The 21,592-nt window shown below is 47.9% G+C and carries 14 protein-coding genes; 4 read left to right on the top strand and 10 right to left on the bottom strand.

Features of this window, described 5'->3' with window-relative positions:
• Nucleotides 1-672: 672 nt before the first annotated feature.
• The 3 genes from H7U12_RS10180 to H7U12_RS10170 form a co-directional block, all read right to left on the bottom strand.
• Nucleotides 673-3,960 (bottom strand): TonB-dependent receptor, encoded by a 3,288-nt coding sequence (locus H7U12_RS10180; protein ID WP_186636947.1) that lies wholly within the window; start codon nucleotides 3,958-3,960, stop codon nucleotides 673-675.
• A 378-nt stretch (nucleotides 3,961-4,338) separates the two neighbouring features.
• Nucleotides 4,339-5,022: a C40 family peptidase gene (locus H7U12_RS10175; RefSeq protein WP_186636944.1), complete on the bottom strand. Its 684-nt coding sequence runs from the start codon at nucleotides 5,020-5,022 to the stop codon at nucleotides 4,339-4,341.
• 301 nt (nucleotides 5,023-5,323) lie between these two features.
• Nucleotides 5,324-6,283, bottom strand: a complete 960-nt coding sequence (locus tag H7U12_RS10170; protein ID WP_186636941.1) for a YheT family hydrolase — start codon at nucleotides 6,281-6,283, stop codon at nucleotides 5,324-5,326.
• 243 nt (nucleotides 6,284-6,526) lie between these two features.
• On the opposite strand from H7U12_RS10170, the gene H7U12_RS10165 reads away from it, so the two are divergent.
• Nucleotides 6,527-6,688 carry a hypothetical protein gene (locus tag H7U12_RS10165; RefSeq protein WP_186636939.1) on the top strand — a complete coding sequence of 54 codons (162 nt, stop codon included), beginning with the start codon at nucleotides 6,527-6,529 and terminating at the stop codon, nucleotides 6,686-6,688.
• A 308-nt stretch (nucleotides 6,689-6,996) separates the two neighbouring features.
• Here H7U12_RS10165 and phoU read toward each other — a convergent pair whose 3' ends face one another.
• The 6 genes from phoU to H7U12_RS10135 form a co-directional block, all read right to left on the bottom strand.
• Entirely contained in the window at nucleotides 6,997-7,695 is a 699-nt protein-coding gene (gene phoU, locus H7U12_RS10160) for a phosphate signaling complex protein PhoU (protein WP_186636936.1), read from the bottom strand.
• Between the two features lie 127 nt (nucleotides 7,696-7,822).
• On the bottom strand, nucleotides 7,823-8,575 hold the full coding sequence (pstB, locus tag H7U12_RS10155) for a phosphate ABC transporter ATP-binding protein PstB (RefSeq protein WP_186636934.1): 753 nt from the start codon (nucleotides 8,573-8,575) through the stop codon (nucleotides 7,823-7,825).
• An 81-nt stretch (nucleotides 8,576-8,656) separates the two neighbouring features.
• A complete protein-coding gene (gene pstA, locus H7U12_RS10150; RefSeq protein ID WP_186636929.1) occupies nucleotides 8,657-9,541 on the bottom strand; it encodes a phosphate ABC transporter permease PstA in 885 nt (294 codons plus the stop codon).
• Between the two features lie 3 nt (nucleotides 9,542-9,544).
• On the bottom strand, nucleotides 9,545-10,750 hold the full coding sequence (pstC, locus tag H7U12_RS10145) for a phosphate ABC transporter permease subunit PstC (RefSeq protein ID WP_241749291.1): 1,206 nt from the start codon (nucleotides 10,748-10,750) through the stop codon (nucleotides 9,545-9,547).
• Nucleotides 10,751-10,775: 25 nt separating this feature from the next.
• Nucleotides 10,776-11,666 (bottom strand): phosphate ABC transporter substrate-binding protein, encoded by an 891-nt coding sequence (locus tag H7U12_RS10140; RefSeq protein WP_186636927.1) that lies wholly within the window; start codon nucleotides 11,664-11,666, stop codon nucleotides 10,776-10,778.
• A gap of 42 nt (nucleotides 11,667-11,708) precedes the next feature.
• Nucleotides 11,709-12,911, bottom strand: coding sequence for a porin (locus tag H7U12_RS10135; RefSeq protein ID WP_241749288.1), 1,203 nt, complete (start codon nucleotides 12,909-12,911; stop codon nucleotides 11,709-11,711).
• 610 nt (nucleotides 12,912-13,521) lie between these two features.
• Between H7U12_RS10135 and H7U12_RS10130 the strand changes: the two genes are divergently transcribed.
• Nucleotides 13,522-13,953, top strand: a complete 432-nt coding sequence (locus tag H7U12_RS10130) for a hypothetical protein (protein ID WP_186636924.1) — start codon at nucleotides 13,522-13,524, stop codon at nucleotides 13,951-13,953.
• 279 nt (nucleotides 13,954-14,232) lie between these two features.
• Here H7U12_RS10130 and H7U12_RS10125 read toward each other — a convergent pair whose 3' ends face one another.
• On the bottom strand, nucleotides 14,233-15,267 hold the full coding sequence (locus tag H7U12_RS10125) for a LacI family DNA-binding transcriptional regulator (RefSeq protein WP_186636922.1): 1,035 nt from the start codon (nucleotides 15,265-15,267) through the stop codon (nucleotides 14,233-14,235).
• A 1,186-nt stretch (nucleotides 15,268-16,453) separates the two neighbouring features.
• Here H7U12_RS10125 and H7U12_RS10120 point away from each other — a divergent pair.
• Nucleotides 16,454-19,693: a SusC/RagA family TonB-linked outer membrane protein gene (locus H7U12_RS10120; protein ID WP_186636920.1), complete on the top strand. Its 3,240-nt coding sequence runs from the start codon at nucleotides 16,454-16,456 to the stop codon at nucleotides 19,691-19,693.
• 11 nt (nucleotides 19,694-19,704) lie between these two features.
• On the top strand, nucleotides 19,705-21,528 hold the full coding sequence (locus H7U12_RS10115) for a RagB/SusD family nutrient uptake outer membrane protein (RefSeq protein WP_186636919.1): 1,824 nt from the start codon (nucleotides 19,705-19,707) through the stop codon (nucleotides 21,526-21,528).
• Nucleotides 21,529-21,592: the final 64 nt, after the last annotated feature.

Below are 21,592 nucleotides of genomic sequence, written 5' to 3'. Positions count from 1 at the left end.
TGAAAACTGGAGAGTACTAAAAGCAAAAGATGAGATGATTGGACGTAAGGCAGATGTGCTCCTCCGGGAGAAAGTAGTAGTGGAGGCTTCCTGACAGGAAAGGCAGGAAGAGGGGCGCTCTTAATATAGTTTTTATGAGATACTAACTAAAAGGGAATCATTTAGTTAGCTGTTTCCCTTTACGGTGGCTTTCCTTTCAGGTTAGTACCGGAAAGGAACTTATTTGTTATCTTTTTGTAACGGCGGGTATTGGGCAGAGGAATAGGTGAGGAGGGACAGAAGCCAAAACAAGACATGCTTTAGTACCATCCTGAAAGGTTTTAACAATTAATAGTAAGAAGGTGCAGAAGAGCTTTCCTGGCTGCCCGCGAGATTCTAGCTGACGGACAAGATGAATTTTTAAAATAGTCTTTAGCCTGGTGAGTGCAAAGAACTTAGCTTCTGCTGTTTTTCAACTGCTTTTAAAAAATAGGCCTAAAACGCAAAAAAGCCAGACTTAGATCCGTCTGGCTTTCTTTTGAAAGAAGAGAAGGATTGGAGGTTTGCCCCATCCTACCTTGCTGGTATTGTAGTCAGGTTGGCGCCTCCAATACTGATGTTGTCCTGGAAAAGGAACTAATAAAAAAGGGTGAACCAATTGGCTCACCCTTTTTTATTAGTTCAACGTTGTGATTAGAATAAGTAACGAGCTCCTACTTGAATACTATAAGTACTAGAAGTGCTTATGGTGTTTTCATATGGATTGGTTACTAACGTATTATTGATGTTCTGCAAACGATAAACAGGCTCGTTTTCAGCATTGATGCTTCTGTAAACAAGTGGGTTGTTGGTGATGTAACGCTCCTGAATACCCCATGATCTGTTTAGCAGGTTAGGAAGGTTTTGCACGTCAACAGAAAGTTGCAAGGTGTGCTTGGTGTTGTTGGCACCTGTCTCAATGAAGAAGTCTTGCATGAAACGCATGCTTACCCTGTTGAACCATGGAATCAAAGCAGCATTTCTTTCTGCATACTCACCTCTGTGATTTTTCAAGTAAGGTGTGTTGTTGATGAATTTCTCAAAAGCCTCTTCTTGCTGCTGTACAGTGTAGGTTACACCATTAGAAGTATAAGCCTCAAAGTTTATTTCAGAAGAATTTCTTGGGATGTACATGAGGTCAGCTGAGCTGTTTCCATCATTGTTCAAGTCACCATTCACTACAAAGCTGTAGTTACCTAAGTGTGAGCCTTCATAGAAGAACGAAAGGGTAGAGGCAAAATGCTTCAGGTATTCTTTTCTGTAAGAGAATGCTCCAATGATACGGTGAGGAACTGCATATTGTGAGTAACCTAATTCCTGCGCGTTTGAAGTTCCTACGTTAGGGTTGGAGTTCCAAACAGAAGAAGCGGTGCTACCTGGGTTGGCCGTGATGTCTTTGGCATTGGTGTAGGTGTAAGCAAGCATACCATAGAAGCCGCTCGTAAAGTTTTTGCTTAATTGAGCAGTTAATGAAGTGGCATAGCCTGGCTTGTCTGTGTTTTCCAGTACAATGGCAGTGGTCACTCTAGGGTTCAAGCTTCTATCTGCAGTAGCTACAAAACGCTCGCGGGTATGATCTCCCTCTACAATAACACCATTAGCAGCTTTCATGTTGGCATTGCGCATTCTAACGCCATTCACATCACGGGTGTATAAACCTTCTAAGGTCAGATTAAAGCCGTTGCCAAACGTTTTCTCTATGGCTAAGTTACTTCTCCAAACCTGTGGAAATTTGAAGTCGCGATCAGCAAAAACTACGTTAGATGGAACAGAAGGAGTACCTGGGGTAGTCAATAAGTTGGCGTACGCGTTAGGATCAGAGCTCAATTTGATCTTTGCCAAAGTTGCTGCGTTTGTGATGGCAGCACCGTACTGGATTACACCTGAGTTTGAAGGAATGTTGGTGAGGAATACAAAAGGAATTCTACCAGTGAAGATACCAGTACCCCCGCGAACGATAAGGCTGTTGTTTTCAAAGGCATCCCATCTGAAACCAAGTCTAGGTGAAACCAGCATGCGGCTTTTTGGCCAAATACCAGTTGAGTAGTTTTTAAGGTTACCATCTTGGTCATAGAAACTCAGAGCAGATACCGCTGAGTTTTCTGATGGATCTTCATGATAAAAAGGTTTATCTGCCCGGATGCCTACTGTTACTTTCAGGCCTTTCTGGAAGTTGATTTCATCCTGAGCATATAATCCCAATTGACCAATTTTTAACTCAGCGGCAAAAGGAGCCGGGTCGCTGGTTTGTGAGATAGTCTGCGCAAAATAGACAGGAGACTTATCGGTTAAGAAGTCAGACAGGCTATTGAAGACATAATAACCACCCGCGGCAGGCATGTATTGGTTTCCTACATATTGGTACTCATAGGTACCGCCAGCAGTGAACGTGTGATTACCCGCATAGTACGTGAAGTTATCTGTGATGCTGTAAGTATCATTGCTAACATTGTTGTTCAAGGTGTAAGGGTCTGTACCTACGTGGATGTAGTTGTTTCCTTCTCCGTCAAAGATGTCAACAGATGGGAAGAAGTTGCTGTTCCAGCTACGTGGGCTACCCGTCTTAGTAACAGCACCCAATAATTGGTTTGAAAACCGGCTACCAAAGGTGCTGTTCAATTCCAGGGTTCCAGTTCTTACAGTGTTGTCAAAGTAGTAGTTTGAGTTCTCAAAGCTCATCGCCTGCGTACTGAAACGGTTGTAAGGTAATCTGGAGAGGGTACCCGTTCTGCCTGTTACAGAGAAACCACCGCCATTAGGCACACTGGTGTTGTTCAATTGAACATCTTCCAGAGCACTTAAATCACTGTATTTGGCCGTTAATCTGTGGGCTTGGTTGATGTTCCAGTCTAATTTAACCAAGAACTTCTTGTTCTCACTCCGGAAGTTAGGGAAGCTCTGATATGCCCCAGTGTTATACCCAAATTTAGAGGAAAGATATTCAGAAACTGACCGCAAGTCAGCTACAGGTACTTCAGAAGTGTTTCCTGAGCCTGTGCCACCAGTAGGGTTCCAGGTTACTCCTGGTCTGGTACCTTCTTCCTGCTCATAGTTCAGGAAGAAGAACAATTTGTTTTTAATGATTGGGCCACCCAATGTAGCACCATACGTTACCGTTTTTGAGTCTACGATCTGGCTGCTGATATCCTGGTCTCCCACGTGAGTACCTAAGAAGCTCTGGTCTCTGTAATATGTATAAGCAGAGCCATGGAAAGTGTTGGTACCACTCTTGGTTACGGCGTTAATACCCGCACCAGTAAAGCCGGATTGTCTTACATCAAATGGAGCAATGTTGATAGAAATCTGATCATATGCTTCAATTGAGATAGGCTGGGCGCCACCGCCGGGAAGCGGATCGCTGGATAACCCGAAGTTGTTGTTTAAGTTAGCGCCGTCTACTTGCAGGTTGTTGTAACGGTTGTCACGTCCACCAAAGCTGTTACCGTTAGAGTTACCCTGCGGAGTAAGGCGAGTGTAGTCTGTAATGCTTCTTGAAATAGTAGGCAAGGTTTGAATCTCACGGGTACCCACGTTAGTGGCGGCACCTGTTCTGGCAGAGTTCAGGAGCGTTACTCTGTCAGTCTCAACCACCACTTCCTGTAAGGCAGTACCAGACTGGGCCAGGGTTGAGTTGACGATGTAGGTTTCCCCTAATTTCAGATTTACGTTAGCAAAGGTTTGGGTCTGATATCCAATGTAAGATACTTCAATGGTATAAGGCCCACCAATCCGGGTATTAGGAATTGTAAAACGACCTTCAACATTGGTAGACGCTCCATAAAGGCTACCTGAAGGCTGGTGAGTTGCTTTCACGGTTGCCCCGATCAGCGGCTCACCTTTTGAATCTTTGACAGATCCGGTGATACTACTCGTAGTTACCTGTGCAAACAGACCTGCCGTACAGAGTAACATGAGAAGTGCAGAAAGTAAAAACTTCTTCATAAAGGGTTTTTTTTGTGCAAAAGTATAAAAGGTGAAAAGAAAAAGAGGTAAGGCTACCGTTAAGTTAACATTAAGAATGCTAACAGAATTTTGAGAGGAAGAAAATGCAAAATTCCTGAAGGAGGAAAACATTTTGTTGGCGGTCAGTGGATTGACGCCGCAAAGATAGAGACTTAATTCCTTTGTTTTGCAAGCCAAATCAAACTTAGCCGCAAGAAAATAATATAGTTAGCCCCTTTGAGTTAAGGTTTTGCTAACACTTTTTCCAAGTTGTTAATTAGCACTTATCCTACACCTAGGATCATTAAAGTATTAGTAAAAATACGTAATACTTCTAGCGATTTTTAAAAAGTGCGCTGGTGCGCAAAAAGAATAAATTTAGATGGCAGGCCGCACGGCCTTCACGAATATCTTCTGGTAGTAAGGAGAGTAGAGGTTGTCTTCCTTCACGCCCAGAGAAGTGGAGGCGTGGATAAACCAGACTTCGCCCTGGTTCTTCACCTCGGTGACCAACCCCACGTGCGTGATGTTATACTCACTTCTGGAGGAGCTGAAGAAGACCAGATCGCCGGCCTGTAACTCCTGGGTGGAGATGGCAGGACCAAACTGGCTTTGCTCCGAGGAAGTCCTGGGCAGCAACACGTCAATGGCCTGGAAAGAGGTGCACAGGAGGCCGGAGCAGTCCATGCCTACGCGGGAGGTACCACCCAGTTGATAAGGAGTGCCGGTGAATGACCGCGCGGTGGAGATAACCGTCTCTATGTCGCGGCGTACGGCCCGGTTGCTGTTGCCCGAAATACGGATAGAACGGGAAGGTTTCTTTGATCGGCTGGAGATATGGATCTCCTTGAGGGGTTTGCCAGAGGAACCGGAACGGCGGCGTTCCATGCGTTCTCTTTTTTTCAGTTCCGCAATCTCGCGGGCTGAGCGGTACTTCTCGTTTGGTTTACTGAAGGTGGAGTAAGAAGACTTGCCGCAGGAGCTTAGGAAAAGTACCAGGCTTAAAAAGAGAAGGGAAGACGTTTTGTGTACGTTGTTCAAAGCGGTCTTATGTCTGCGCATTTCCATATCAATCAAAGAGAAGGCATTTAACATCCAAACAAAGCGGAGTCTATCCCCTTTCCTACATTCAACCAAATTCATTCAAAGGTAATCAGTAGACACCTTACTACCAGCTAACCCCTATGGTAACGGCTACAATGATAAGGCAGTATCTGAAAAAATGCAACCCAAGCCGGCGGGCTAACTAGGCGATTGAGCATCAGTTCTTTCCAGTTTGAAATTTTCTTTCCATCAACCCATTTCCCATTCAAATAGATGTCCTTCGTTTTAAAGCTGTTTTCAGAAAAGAAGCCCAAAACGGCTAGAGGATGCCTTGGAGGAACTCCACCGCGCGTCTTTCAGAATAATAGCGGCCTTTCAGGAAATCTTCTGAGAAGCCCACGTGCCCGCCATCTTTGGGCATTTCCAGGTAGAAATAAGGATTCTGGCGGGCCTGTTCCACGGGAAAACACTCCTTAGACAGAAAGGGATCGTTCTGGGCGTTCACCAGCAGGGTAGGCACCTGAATGCTGTGCAGGTGGGAGACAGAACTGCAGCGCTCGTAATAGTCGGCGGCGTTGGCAAAGCCGTGGAGCGGGGCGGTGTAGCGGTCATCGAACTGCTCAAAGGTGGTGATTTTCTCGTAGTCGGTCAGGTCCAGGTCAAAGCGTTGGGCCTTTTCTTTCAGTTTCTCGTGCAGTGAGCGCAGAAACCGCTTCATGTAGATGCGGTTGGCGGGTTTGGCCAGTTGCACACAGGCGCTCTCCATGTGGCAGGGTACCGAGAAAACCGCCGCCCGGGCAACCTGCCGGGGAACTTTGTCGGCCCACTGAGACAGGTAATTGAGGGTAAGATTGCCGCCCATGCTGAAGCCCACCAGGTAGATGGTCTGGTACCCCTTTTTCATGGCGTGCTGCACCACCAGGTCCAGATCTTCTACGGCCCCCATGTGGTAAGACCGCAACAGGTGGTTGGGTTCGCCGCTGCAACTCCTGAAGTTCCAGGCTAGGGCATCCCAGCCCACCCGGTTCATGGCGCGCACCATGCCTTGCATGTAAGGCCGTTTGGTGTCGCCCTCCAGCCCATGAGACAGCACCACTAAACTCGCTGACCCTATGGTAGACCAATCCAGGTCCAGGAAGTCCTGATCTGGGGTAACAATCCGTTCCCGGGAGTATGTAACCGAGGGCAGGCGCCGCAGCGTGCTGGGCAGAATAGTCTGCAAGTGCCCGTTGAAAAGATAGCGCGGGCGTTTGTGGAAGCGGGAGGGGAGAAGCGGCATAAGTTTCTGGGCCAGCTGAAAAAGTAGCCGGAGAGTACAAAAGTACGGCTTTTCAAAAGCGGCCGCAAATCAAGGGGGAGGAAGGCGGTAGAATTGTAATATAACAATTCATCGGTTCTTTTCGTGGGTTCACCGTGAACAAAGGAAGGTAGAACTAAAATGCCCGCTTAGAGGGAGATAAGCTGCTATGTTTGTATAGAAATCTTACGGTAGAGCATACTTACCCTCTAAATCATCAAAGAAATGCAGAACATCGACTTAGTTGAAAATATCACTCCTCAAAGCCAGTTTGCCGAGGAAATAGAGAATGGCTTCCTTTTGCCAGAGCAATTGATACAAATGTCGTACGCCAAACTGGAATACCTGAAAGCGATCTACCGGAAGCAGCTAGGCTTTGACAGATAGTATTTTCCAGGGGCAGAGGCCTGCAGTACTGGTTTTGATAAACTCTGGTCTTTATAACTGGCCTGCCTCTTTGAGAAAAAACTTTGGATCGCAACACAGCCGCTTTGCAGGAACTGACGTTTCCTGAGCCACTATTCCCTCTCTAGAGGTATTTTAAGTAAAAGCGGACAGACAGGCACAGGCTGCTGGATAACGGTGCCGGGTTTTTAGCCTGTTTTCAGGAAAACGACCCTAAAATGTACCTTCTCCAGCCCGCGGGAAATTGCTGCGGGAATCAGTAGCACTCCGTGATGTGCCTGATGGAAAACTCACCCGTCAGATTTTTGATCGGAGCCTTTGTTTTTCTTCTTTTTCTGTTGGTGTTTCACCACCTTGGCATCCACGTAAAATACAATCTCTTCGGCGATGTTGGTGGTATGGTCGCCAATCCGCTCCAGTTTCCGGATAATGCCCGATACTTTCAGGCTTTGGTAGATATTATCGGGGTGCGTCTGGAAATAGGCCATCAGCACCTGATCGGTTTTCGCGTGGATTTTGTTCAGCAGCTTGTCCTGTTTGAGCACCTGCCGGGCCAGTTCGGTGTTTTCTTCCAAAAACGCTTGCCGCACGTTTCTGAGCATGGTCTCGGAGGCGTCATACATTTCCAGTAAACGGCTCTGGGCGAGCAGCGTGGGCTCCAGCGGCGGATTCACTTCCTTCAGCATAAAAGCGATGCTCTCGGCGTAGTCACCAATGCGCTCCAGGTTGGCGTTGATCTTCAGGATGGCCAGCACCCAGCGCAAATCCACGGCCACCGGGTTGAACAACGCGAAGATGTTCTCGCACATGCGGTCAATCTTGATATCATAGGCATTCACTTTCTTCCCGCTCTTGATCACCTTCTTGGCCAGCTCGGCGTTGGAGGTGAGCAGCGCCTCTTTGCCGGCGGCTAACTGGAAGTCCACCAAATCCCACATGGCCTCCACTTTGGTTTTGATCCGGAGAAGTTCTTTGTCTAATTGATTCATGTCTAACCTGGTTCTGCTAAGGGAAGATGATTGAAGTAACGTTTCGTGCTGCTTTGAGGAATGAAGACTGCGCCGGGCTGCTCTGCGTTTTAGGGCCGGTTTTCTATAATCGGCCCTAAAACGGGTATCAACCGAAACGACCGGTGATGTAGTTCTGGGTGCGCTGGTCTTTGGGGTTGGTGAACAGGGTTTTGGTCTTGGCGTATTCCACCAGCTCGCCCAGGTAGAAGAAGGCGGTGTGGTCGCTCACCCGGCCGGCCTGCTGCATGTTGTGGGTCACGATCACGATGGTGTAGTTCTCCTTCAGCTGATGGATGAGCTCCTCGGTTTTGGCGGTGGACAGCGGGTCAAGGGCAGACGTAGGTTCATCCATGAGCAACACCGATGGTTCAATGGCCAGCGCCCGCGCAATGCAAAGCCGCTGCTGCTGCCCGCCAGAAAGCTCAAAGGCGCTTTTCTTGAGTTTGTCTTTCACCTCGTCCCAGAGGGCGGCTTGGTGCAGCGAGCGCTCCACCCGCTCCTCAATAAACTTCTTGTCTTTTGTGCCGTTCACGCGCAGCCCATAAGCCACGTTCTCAAAGATGGACTTGGGGAAAGGATTGGGTTTCTGGAACACCATGCCCACGTGCTTGCGCAGGTCATCTACCTGGATGTTCGTTTTGTAGATGTCTACCCCGTCTATGAGGATGTCGCCTTCAATCCGGACCCCGTCAATCAGATCGTTCATGCGGTTGAAGCACCGCAGGTACGTAGATTTGCCGCAGCCCGAGGGTCCGATGAAAGCCGTTACCTGGTTTTTCTTCATGGCCATGGTAATGCCTTTGAGGGCATGGAAATCGCCGTAGTAGAGGTGAACGTCTTTGGTTTCTACACTATTCATATCAATTTAAGGAAGACAGCGTCAAGAGAAATGGAAAGGGAGTTTTAAGCCTGTTTCAGGAAAACGGGCCTAAAAAGGAAGTTAATTCATTTTTACTTTTTTGCCAAAGTAGCGGCGCAGCCAGTTGGCCAGTAAGTTGGCCAGCAACACAATCATGATAAGCACGAAGGCGGTGCCGTACGCCATGGCTCGCGAGGCCTCAATGTTAGTGCCGCTGGTGGAGATAACGTACAAATGGTACGGCAGGGCCATGACCTGGTCAAAGATGCTGTTGGGCAGTTTGGGCAGGAAATACGCCGCCACCGTGAACAGGATGGGAGCCGTCTCGCCCGACACCCGGCCGATGGACAGAATCAAGCCCGTGATGATGTTGGGGAACGCCATGGGCAGCACCACGCGGCTGGTGGTCTGCCATTTGGTGGCCCCCAGCGCCAGCGACCCGATCCGGAAAGAATCATCAATGGATTTCAAGGCTTCCTCCGTGGTCCTGATCACCACCGGCAAGGCCAGCAGCCCCAGCGTAAGCGATCCCGCCAGAATAGAGTCCCCGAACCCGAACTGGTTCACGAACAAAGTCATCCCAAACAACCCGAAAACGATGGACGGAACCCCGGCCAGGTTATTGGTCATCAGTTTGATAAACCGCTTAAACCAGCTGTCCTTGGCGTACTCGTTGATGTAAATGCCTGACAGAATCCCGATGGGGAAGGCGAAGATCATGCTGCCCGCCACCAGGCACAGCGTACCAATGATGGCCGGGTAAATCCCGCCCGCAGTCATGCCTTCGCGGGGCATCTCGGTGAGGAAATCCCAGCTGATGACGGAGATGCCCTGGATCAAAATAAAGCCCAGAATGACGATCAGGATGGCGACCACCGAGAAACTGAGTAACCGGAAGATGAAGAACGCGGCGCTTTGCGAGCGCTTTTTGCTTTTATGCTGAGAAGAAGTCGTTCCGAAGGCCATAGCTTACCTGTTTTCTTTTCGTTTAGCCGATACAAAATCCACGGTCAGGTTGATGAGCAGCGTCATCAGAAACAGAATGCAGCCTAACGCGAAGAGCGCCTGGTAGTGGATGCCGCCCTGCGGAGCCTCGCCCAACTCGGCGGCAATGGTGGCCGGAATGGTGCGCACCGGCTCCAGAAACGTATGCGGAATCACCGAGGCGTTTCCCGTCACCATGAGTACGGCCATGGTCTCACCAATGGCGCGGCCCATCCCCAGAATAGCCGCCGTAGAAATCCCGGACATGGAGTACGGGATGATCACTTTGTAGATCGTTTGCCATTTATTGGCTCCTAAGGCTAAACTGGCTTCTTTCATGGCCCGCGGCGTGGTGCGCATGGCATCCTCAGACACCGAGATGATGGTGGGAAGCGCCATGATGCCTAAGATGATGCTACCCGCCAAAGCGGTTTCGCCCACGGGCAAGCCAAACACATCCTGGATCAGGGGCACAATCACCACCAGGCCAAAGAAACCATAGACCACTGACGGAATACCCGCCAACAGTTCAATGACCGGTTTCAGAATATTCCGGACTCTAGGATTGGCGATCTCGGCTAAATAAATGGCGGTGGCCAGGCCCAACGGCAAAGCGATGATGATAGCGCCCAGGCTTACCCAAAGCGTACCCAAAATGAGCGAAAGAACGCCCAACTGCACGGCTGGCTGAATGGTAGGGTACCATTCGCGGCCGCCCAGGAATCCGCCTAACGAGATTTTGGCTAGTTCTACCCGTTTGCCTTTGAAATCAGGGGCTAGGTATTCCTCGGGGAAAAAGGCCAGCATGTTGGGATCTTTGGTCACCAGCTCGTTCAGGCGCTGGGGCAGGTACTCAAAGTTGGCACCAATCTGCTCCTCGGTGTAATAGTCGGTGATGTCGTCTATCTGGAAAAGCTGGATGTGGGCGTCTGCGCCGCCCACCTCTTTCCAGTTGGTGATGTTCTGGTCAAAGATCTCTTTCACCTCGTTGGCCGTGAGTTCCTGTACCGGGTTCTGCGGATGCACGGAGATCACGGAGCCTTCCGCTACCGGCGTCTGGCTGAAAATGCCCAGGCCTTCTTTGAACAGGAAGAACACAATCAGGAGCACGGTGATGCTGGTCACCGTGCCGCTGATCATAATGAGTCCTTCAATGATGCGTTCACCCAGATTGTGGAAGTAGCGTTTCAAGAGACGTTCTGTAAGCGGTGAGAACTTATTTGCTCAAAGGAATGTAGCCGATCTCCTGCACCATCTGCTGGCCCTCGGCAGAAAGTACGTAGTCTATGAAGGGTTTCACCTTGGCTTCGGCGGTGGCGTCATAGAAGAAGTACAACGGACGGGAGATAGGATAGGTCTTGTCTTTCGCTGATTCCAGGCTGGGGGCCACAAAGGACTTGCCCTGGTCATAGGACACAGACAGTGCTTTTACGGCATCGGTCTCGTAAGCCAGGCCAATGTACCCGATGGCGCCTTTGGTTTGGCTCACGGACTGCACAATAGAACCGGTGGCGGGCATCATCAAAATTCCGTTGGCGTAGTTCTTTTTGTCCATCACGTGCTCTTTGAAGAACTCATAGGTGCCGGAGCTGGTCTCGCGGGAGTAGGCCACAATTTTCTCATCGGCACCGCCCACTTCTTTCCAGTTCGACACTTTTCCGGTGAAGATGCTTTCCAGTTGCTCGCGGGTGAGCTGGCTTACTTTGTTGCTTGGGTGCACAATCACCGAAAGGGCATCATAGGCGATGAGCGCTTCTTTCACGTCTTTTTTCGCGGTCTTTAGCTTAAGTTTCTCCTCGGTTTTGAGGCCGCGGGAAGCCATGGCGATGTCAGTGGTGCCTTCCTGCATGGCCGAAAGGCCAACCCCGGTACCGCCGCCCACCACGGTGATGGAGGCGCCTGGATTTTTAGCCATGAATTTCTCGGCTTCCTGCTGCGCCAACGGAAGAACCGTGTCACTGCCTTTAATGGTGATGGAGGTAGAGGCCGCAGTAGTGGCGTTGCCAGATTCTGTGTTTTCTTTTTGGGCATCGCCGCCTTTGCCGCAGGCACTCAATAAGAGGGTGGCTACCAATAAGCTGCTTACCTGGGTTCTGATGAAGTTCATGGTTTTGGTTTTTAAGCTTTTACGTCTGTTTTGACGATTTGTCTAGAAGTTGAATTGTGCCTGTAGCCGTAGGAGTTGCCCGTGCTGGCGGTTGTTGAGATTGCGTCCGTCTTTGGTGGTGCGGTCTGTGATGGTGTATTGGGTGGCGAACTCAAAGCTGGGGATGGGCTGCCATTCCAGGCCGATCTCGGTCTCGTACACCAGGCTGGAGCGGGCATCGGTCTCGGCTTTCTTGCCGCCGTCAAAGTATTGAGTTTTCACAAAGGGGATGAAGTTCTGCTCGCCTATCTTGAAGGCATACATGGCCTGCGCATACCCGCCCTGCAAAGACTTGCTCTGGATGGAGTTGGTGGCCGGATCAAACTCGGGGCCCTTGCCCACGTTGTACTCTGCCTGAAACCCGAAAGGCTGCGGATAGAGCACCAAACTGGCGGCTACCCGCTGATCGGTGAAGTTGCCGCCTTTTATGGCGCTGCTGCTTAACTGGTCTGCCGTAACGGTGTACAACCCGGTGTAGGCCTGAACGCCGGGCTCCACAATCTGGCCGTTTTTAAACGCGAACGGATAAGAAACCCGGGCTACCACGTGCTGGTTGTTGTTGGCTTCTGAGCGGTTGGCCGTCTGGCCATTGTAGATACCCAGACCAAACACCCCGTAGTCACCGGAGCCTTTGAGGCGGCTATTGGCCAGTTCGCTGAATCTTTTCCGGATGTGCTCCGGCGCCCAGTAGAACATCACGCCCAGGTCTCGCTCATTGGGCAAGGCACTGTTCAGGGCATCGTTCCGGTCCTGGGTGAGGCGGTTCTGGCTGGATTGCATGTTCTCAAACCCGTATGGCACTTTGCTCTGGCCCACCCGCAGGCGGTATTCCTTTTTCTTGTCCAGTGACAGGTCAAAATATGCGTCTCTGAGCTGCGCGAAGTGGATGGTGGAGCTTCCTGAGGGGGTAGAAGCTAAATCTGGCTGAATGTAGATGTACACCCGTTCGTGCACGTTTCCGCTGAACACCAGGCGAGCCCGTCTGATGATAAAGCCGCCATTGTCGCCCACGGAGCGGTCATAGTCCGTTTTCAAACCGGAGTTGGTTTCCAGTAGGCGGTTGTAGCGTATCTGCACATACCCGCGCAAGGATATCTTGTCATACCAGTGTGCTTTGGGAGCTTCCGGAGGTTTAGGCAAAGCAATCACGGAGTCCTGGGCAGAAGGAACAGCAACCTGTGCCTGGACCATAGAAGCGGAAAGCATAAAAGCAGCAATTGCACCTATTTTTTGGAAATAAGTTCTTGTTACTTTTTTGTTTATGGGTGAGAACATAAGCAAAAAGTGAAAGTAGTTACATCGTTAAAAATGTGGCATTTCCTGTAGTTAGTCAGACTGCAAGAAAGGCGGGCGGCAGGTAGCATAAAGGCGCTGGATAGAACCGATGCTGCTCGTTCTGCCATAAAAGAGAAACTGCTTCAAAACTGTAGTCTGCAGGTTTGAAGCAGTTACCTTTTATGCTGCAAAAGTAGAGGGGGCGTATTGCCTGAATATTACTGCTGTGTTATGGAATTGTTAAGAAGAAACAAGCCAGATTCTTCACCTCAAAACCGGAAACTCCCGTATGCTTTTCTATATCACCGCAAGTTTGTTTCTGAGAAGCGGGGTGTGCCTGCCCCAAGTGAGAGCGAATAGCCATGGCCGCGTTTTAGGCCCGTTTTGGAGAAAGTAGCCTCAAAATGAAAGATAGCGCTGCCGCTTAGCAGATGTCTGTCTTTTTATAAGAAATAGTTGTATAAACTTGTTGATTCTGGTAATGTATCTTAGATTTAATAATACTTTCTAAAGGAGTGTGTAACCGTAACGTGTGGCTGCTATGAGTAGAACAATCTTGTCAATAGAACCTTATGTTAGTATCTGGTTAGATAACGAAACCGACATCCTTCATGTAGACTGGTGGGGAGACATCACCAAACAGAATGTGGTAGATGGATGTCAATTGGTTTTAAACATGCTGCACCAGGAAAAATGCAACATGATCCTCAACAACAACACGAATGTCTCTTCTCACTGGAAGTCAACGGCCATCTGGACCGCCTCGGTAGGTTTTCTGGAACTTGACCGAACCACCTGTGCCTACTTTGCCTGGGTGAAACCTCCTAAAAGCAACCTGTCCTCGGGGTACGCCATCCGGTTGGAGGTCCAGAACGTGAAAGTGGCTATTTTTGAAAGCCAGTTAGCCGCCGAAAAATGGCTCCTTTCCGTGCGCGGCAAGTCAAGTCAGGTGAAAGACGCGGCAGCGGCCTGATAACGCTAATCAGAATACCTGAGAGTTTACAGTCTTTATCCTGGTGTGGCTGGAGGAGCCGAAAAGCTAGACTTTTGGTCCGCTTGTATAAGCTAGCGGCCGGCAATAGAATGCCTTCAGGATGAGCGAGGGCTGGTTTCTGCGCATTTTCCGGGAAGCATCGCCTGCTATCTCGGCTCTAAATATAGGACTCCTTTTACTTTAGAAACAAAGTGGACGAAGGCAATGGCTTTGAATCTGTTTTGGGCTTGAAATCACTAAATCAGGCCAAAAACGAATCTATGAGGGCTTTTCCTCCTTTACCGGAGAAGAGCTGCGGATGATTAACTGGGTGGGCACAATCACGTCTGATCTATCTTGGTCTTCCGGCAGGCCTTCCAGCTTTTTCAGGATGATCTCGATCAGCTTCTTGGACATTTCCTCCACGGGTTGGGCTACCGCCGTGATGGGAGGCTGGTACAGCTTGAAAAAGTCGAGGTCATCAAAGGCGACTACCCCAATATCGGTTGGTATCCTGAGGTTGACGTGGTTGAGCGCCTCAATGCCCCGCGTGGCTAAGTAGTTGGTGGAGAATAGAACCGCATCTATCTGTTTGTTTGCTTTCAAGAAGGCGGCAATGCTGCTGACGTGCTTCTCACCGGTGACGGCGTAGTCTACCTGGAGCAAGTGCGTTTCTAGGGCGTGCTCCCCCATGGCTTTCTGGTATCCCGCCAATCGGTCGTTCATCTGTGTCTGGCCCGAGTTGAGGGTGATGAAGGCGATGTTTTTATATCCCTGTTCCACTAAGTGCTGGGTTGCCTTGTAGGTAGCCTCCAGGTTGTCAATCATGACATGGTGGGTGAGCAGACCTGGTATGAGGCGGTCGAACAGTACCACGGGCAGGTTGTCGTCCAGCAGGGCCTGGATGTCTTCCTTGATGCCCTCCGGCGGGGAAATGATGTAGCCGTCTATGTTCCTTTCCCGGAACATCTTGATCAACTCTTTTGTCTTTTCGGGCTTGTTCTCGGTGCTGCAGTAGATAATCTTGTAGCCCTGCTCAAAGGCGTTCTCTTCTATGTGGCGGGCGATGCTGGAGAAGAAATCGTTGGAGATGTTCTCCACCATCAGGCAAATGATCTTCGATTTGCCCGTGCGCAGACTCCGGGCAATCTGGTTGGGTTTGTAATCCAGTTCCTCCACCAGTTTCAGCACCCGCTCGGTTACCTGCTCGCTGATGCGTTTTTCCTTGGCTTTCCCGTTCAGGATGAAAGAGACCGTGGTAATAGAGATATCCAGTTGCTGGGCAATGTCCCGGATCGAAAGCCGTTTCTTCATCCTGTTTTCAAAAGTTAAGGGTAAGCAAAGGAGGAAGGCAATAGGGGAGATGCCAAATCCAGGTTTAAAGCTACTAGTTTAAAGGCAAAACTACTCCTACGGGTGAAAGAAATCAAAAGGAGGTCTAGTGTTCTATTGTGAAGCGGAGTAAAGGGGGGCTGATTCTCAACCGGGAGGTGAATGTGGTTGCCTTTTAAGCCTTCTTTTAAGAAAATGGCAGAGAAACAGAATGCCTTCAAAAGAATATAGAAAGAGGGCAAGCGAAAGCCATAGAATTAGATTACTAGTTAAGTTTAGTACAAGTTGCCTATTACCGGCCTAAGTGCTGCGCTTGCTTAACGAAGAGGATTTGAAAGAAAAAGTGGATTACCTGTTCTGGCTAAGAATTCTTTACATGATAATAAAAGAGAGGAGGTGGCTCTTGGACATCATATAGTAAGGTATCTCTTATGAACAACTCTCTAAATTAACACTCTTGCAACAACTGTAAAAATAATTTCGTAGCACGTTCTTGCTTTTTTAATTTTATGTTTGTTATTTTATCATAATGTTAATGAAGGGAATGTCATAGGTGTTCTGATTGCCAAAATTGATTCTCTTCTTTATATTGACATGCTTCTAGGCAAACAAGAATTACAGGTTCAGATATATTTTGCCTAACAAATTGGGGAGTGGTTGATCTGTTATACAAATAGTCTTCTGCATCCTTTTCTTACTTTAACCACAGAGCTATTCTGGGGGATTTTACCACAAGTATCGCTTTTGTTTTATAATTCCATAATGCTTAAATCAAAGCTCTTTATTTATCACATTTTGCTAAAACGTTTTAGCACTTGTATAGCGAAGTTGTCAAATAGATCTTCATAGATGCGGAAATGAACAAAGAGCTCGTTTAAAACTGCTTGCCTTGGCTGTCAATCAGTTTGATTGGCAAGAGTTGGATGAATTATACAATAATCACTATAGAAAAGAAGGATTTGGTTTTATCAGTCATCACAATTCTGAATAGATAAATTTTAAGATATGAAAAGTGAATTATTTCAATTTGCTAAAACGATTTACTAGAATAGGTTCTACTTATGACAATATTCCTCTGGAAGGTGAGAGGGACAATTGGGAGGTGCCTTTGAGCTATTTCTACTAAGCCAAACTTTCTATCAGCTATACTCAAACTAAAAAGGATCATATGAAACGAGATTTACCACTTAAATTCCTGCTCGGTCATTATACAAAGAGGAGCCGTACGCTTTGGCTTAAGGTTTTTCTGGCAGGGTTCTGCCTTGTGACAAGTGCGGTTCCTTCCTTAGCGGGTGGCGGAAAAAGCCCTCATAAATCTTCCGGCCACCCTGTCAAGGCTAAGCGGTCCATTAAAGCGGCGTCTGCCTTTGAATTCCAGGTGAAGGGGAAGGTGACCGATAAAAAGGGTGATGCCCTGATCGGTGCCTCCGTCAGCGTGAAGGGTACCTCTTTAGGGACAATCACTGATGTGAATGGAAATTACACCCTGAATGCCCCTGATGGCAATAGCACTTTAGTAGTGTCTTATCTGGGTTATCTTCCTCAGGAGGTAACTATTAATGGAAGAGCTTCCCTGAACATAGCCTTAGAAGAAGATCAGACCAAAGTAGATGAGGTAGTGGTGGTTGCTTATGGTACCCAGCGTAAAATAAGTAACGTGGGTGCTCAAGCTTCTGTCTCGGTGAAAGAGTTGGATCAGCCAGTTGCCAATATCAGCACCATGTTAGCCGGTCGGGTAGCGGGCGTTACGGGCGTGCAGCGCTCGGGACAACCTGGTTATGATGGTGCAGACATCTGGATCAGGGGGATTGCCTCTCTGAGTGGTTCAAGTGCTCCGCTGGTGTTGGTAGATGGGGTAGAACGCTCCATGAATAACATTGACCCGCAAGACGTTGAGTCCTTCACCATTTTGAAAGATGCTTCTGCCACGGCGGTGTACGGGGTGAGAGGAGCAAACGGGGTAATCCTGATTATGACCAAGAGGGGGGAAGAAGGAAAGCCACGGGTAACCTTTGATTACAATCAAGGCATCACCCAATTCACCAAGGTTCCTGAACTAATCAACGGGATAGATTACATGAAACTCACCAATGAGGCAATCTATACCAGACGTGAGCAGGGCGGAAGTATTCCAACCCCTAGATACAGCCAGGAAGTTATTGATAGAACTGCCAGTGGCGAAGATCCATTTGTTTACCCAAATGTAAACTGGCTAAATGAGGTGTTTGAGAAATATGGCCGCAACCGTAATGCAAACTTAAATGTGAGCGGCGGCTCTCCGCAAGCAAGATATTATGTTTCCCTTGGGTATTATGATGAAACAGGTTTGTTCAATACAGATGCTATCGCGCAATACAACGCTACCACAAGGTTTACCCGCTACAATGTTACTTCTAACGTAACGCTGGACCTGACAAAGTCTACCAAAGTAGACTTAGGAATTCAGGGATACATTGCTACCGGAAATTACCCCGCAGAGAATGCCGCTACCATTTATAGTGCAGCACTGGAAATTAGCCCAATTGAATATCCTGTTATGTACCCAGGCGGGCTGGTGCCAGGCAGAAGCTCTAATGGAGGATCTCGAAATCCATATGCTGATGCAGCACTTAGGGGATATCAGAACGAAAACAAGAACCAGCTTTTCTCTAACTTAAGGCTAACGCAGAAATTGGACGGTGTCACTGAAGGGCTCTCTGCCACCGCCATGTTCGCCTTTGATGCTTTTAATCAGCATTTTATTAGAAGAAGCAAGAGGGAAGACACCTGGATTGTAGATCCCGCAAACCCAAGAAACCCAGACGGAACGTTGAACTTGGGAACTGCGCCAACCTTCTCAGGTCAGAATTTCCTGTCTTATGGTCGGGAGAACGGAGGAAATAGAAGGTTCTACATGGAAGGAGCCTTGAACTATGACAGAGCTTTTGGCAAGCACCGGGTTAGCGGCCTTATTTTAGGGAACCGATCAGATTATTCAGACGCTTTTGCCGGAGACTTTACGGCATCAATTCCCTACAGAAATGAAGGGATTGCCACTCGTGCTACCTATTCTTTTGATGACAGATACTTTGCTGAGGTCAATATAGGGTACAATGGTTCTGAAAACTTTGACCCAGCAAACAGATACGGCTTCTTCCCTGCCTTTGGGGTAGGTTGGGTGATGTCAAATGAGAAATTCTTTGAGCCCTTGTCCAATACCATCAATTTCTTAAAGCTAAGATACACAGACGGTAAAGTAGGCTCTGATTCTGGAGCAGGTAGGTTTGCCTTTTTAGGAAATGTTACTGACAATAACATAAGAGGGTATACTTTTGGTAGAAACAGAGCAGGGGTTAGGGGTATACTTGAGCAAACGTATGGCGTGGCAGTTACTTGGGTTGAAGCCCGTAAACAAGACATAGGTATTGAAATCAATGCTTTCAATAGCAGCCTAGGAATTATTTTTGATGTGTTCAAAGACCGCAGAGAAGGAGCTTTTGTTACAAGAGGTGATGTGCCTGCCTATGTTGGGCTTACCTCAATTCCGTCTGGTAACTTAGGGATTGTAGAGAATAAAGGGTTTGATGGTACTATCACTTACGATAAAAATATAGGTGATTTCTCTATGGGCTTCAGAGGTACCTTCTCTTACAACAGAAATAAAATTATAGAGAATGACCAGCCAGCCCAACTTTATCCTTGGTTAGAAAGAAGAGGCGCTCCTCTGTTAGCCAATTGGGGTTATACCGCTGAGGGGCTTTACGGCTTTGAGGATGACGTGAACGGCGATGGATTTATCACGCCTGCAGATGGAGATCAGTATCCGGTGCAGTTTGGTAGAATTCAGCCCGGTGACATCAGATTTAAAGATTTAAATGGTGATGGCCGCATTGATGCCAATGATATCTCTCAGATTGGACAAGGGGATGTGCCTGCACTAACCTATGGTTTTGGAACAAGCCTGGGGTATAAAGGATTGGACGTTAGTTTTTTCTTCCAAGGTCAGGCAGAGGCAGATATTGTGCTGGATGGACGCAGCATCAGAGCATTCAGCGGAGACGGAGGTGGAGAAAACCTGTATGAGATAGCCTTAGACCGCTGGACGGAAGAGAACCCCAATCCAAACGCTTTTTACCCAAGATTATCCTACGGCTCTGGAGCCATTGGAAGCAGTAATAACAATCAGTTCAGCAGCTGGTGGGTGAAAGACATAGATTTCCTGCGGTTGAAAACTGCTGAGATTGGGTACACTATTCCAAGTGCCATCTCCGGTAAGATAGGAATAGGAAACGCTCGGGTTTACCTGAGAGGGGTAAACCTGCTAACCTTCAGCAATTTCAAATTATGGGATCCTGAGTTGCTTACCAGAAACGGGGCAAGATATCCTAACATTTCAGTCTATTCCTTAGGCTTTAATCTCCAATTCTAATTTCCTGAAAAATGAAGAAGATAAAATCAATCATACTTGTAGGCTTGCTTACAGGCCTGAATTTCTCGTGTAACGATGATTTTCTGGATCAGGTGCCAGATGACCGTTTAACGCTGGAGTCTACTTTTAGGAATAGAAATACACTTGAGCAGTATTTAGCCAATGTGTACTCTCAGATTCCGGATGATGTAAGCCAGAGAGGATTAGGTGGAGACGGGAACGTAGGTCCTTGGCTTGCCGCTTCTGATGAGGCTGAATATGTCTGGGGAGGAGTGGGAAGTAATGCTGTCAACATTGGGGCATGGGACCCTACTTCTGGGTTTGTTAATTCCATCTGGTCTAATTTTTACAGAGGCATTAGAAGAGCCAACGTGTTTATAGAAAATGCAGACCAATGTACAGATTGTGGAGCAGATGGAGCGCTGGTGAAGCGATACAAAGCTGAAGCCAGAGCGTTAAGAGGTCTTTACTACTATTACCTGATGCGGTTGTATGGACCAGTAGTGTTAGTAGGAAATGAATCAATTCCGGTAGATGCTCCCTCAGACGTATTGAAAAAACCAAGAAATACCTATGATGAGTGTGTAGCCTATGTGCTGGAGGAACTTAATGCAGCCGCCGCAGATCTTCCAGATGTTGCTACTGAGCAAAATTATGGACGCATGACCAAGTCCTATGTACAGGCAATCAAATCTCTGGTGTTATTGTACGCAGCTAGTCCATTGTTCAACGGCAATGCTGATTATGCATCTTTGGTTAACAAAGACGGTAAACAATTGATTAACCAGCAGTATGATGTGAACAAATGGAAGTTGGCCGCTGATGCCGCCAAAGCATTTATTGATGCATACGTTCCTGGTACTTATGATTTATACCGGAAAAATAATGCGCAAGGCCAGTTTGACCCATATCTGTCTACCCGTGATGTACTCCTTGATGATTGGAACAAGGAGGTCATTTTTGCAAGAGTAAGTGCGAGTATTAACCCCAGGCAGTATGAAATGACACCTTTCCATGCCGGAGCTCAAGCAGAAGCAAAGGGTGGCGGAGCGCTAGGGCCTACCCAGCACATTGTGGATGCTTACTTTACAGCAAATGGAAGGTCCATTGATGATCCAAGATCAGGCTATATGGCCTCTGGTTTTACAAACTTCAGGGCTCCAAATGACATAGAGGCTAGACAAGTCTATAACCAATGGGTAAATAGAGAGCCACGCTTTTATGTGGGTATCACCTATGATAATAGCTTGTGGCTAAATAGAAATGCCGGGAACATAGTAACCAGGACGTGGTTTAACGGCAATTCTGGTAAGAATTCTGGGGGCGGAAACGATTATACTCCTACCGGTTACATTGTGAGAAAGAACATGAACCTTGGTGACTGGCGCAATAACGACAGATCTTATGTGATGCTACGCTTGGCAGAAATTTACCTGAACTATGCTGAAGCACTAAATGAATATAGTCCAGGCCACCCAGATATTTTAACCTACGTCAATCTCATCAGGAACCGGGCTGGCATCCCTGAATATGGTTCAACTGAGCTAGAGGCACCTAGTGGCCAGTCTGCGGTAAGGGAAGCCATCAGGAAAGAACGCAGAGTAGAGCTAGCCTTTGAAAGCGTAAGGTATTTTGACGCTAGAAGATGGAAAATTGCTGAAACGGCTTTCAACGGACCTACTTATGCTTTGGATATTTCTGCTCCGGACATAAACAACTTCTATAACAAAATACCTTTTGAAGTTAGGGTTTTTACCAAGCGGCATTATCTGTGGCCTATTCCTCAGAGTGAGATGAACATTAACCAATTACTGGTGCAAAATACCGGATGGTAATGAACTGGCTAGGTTCAGGCAGGAACTGCCTACCTGAACTTAGCCACACCTCAACTCAAAAGGA

Source organism: Rufibacter sediminis, from assembly GCF_014269285.1.
Taxonomy (GTDB): Bacteria; Bacteroidota; Bacteroidia; order Cytophagales; family Hymenobacteraceae; genus Nibribacter; species Nibribacter sediminis.
Note: the sequence above shows the minus strand (reverse complement) of the source record. Positions and strands in the feature narration are given on the sequence as shown.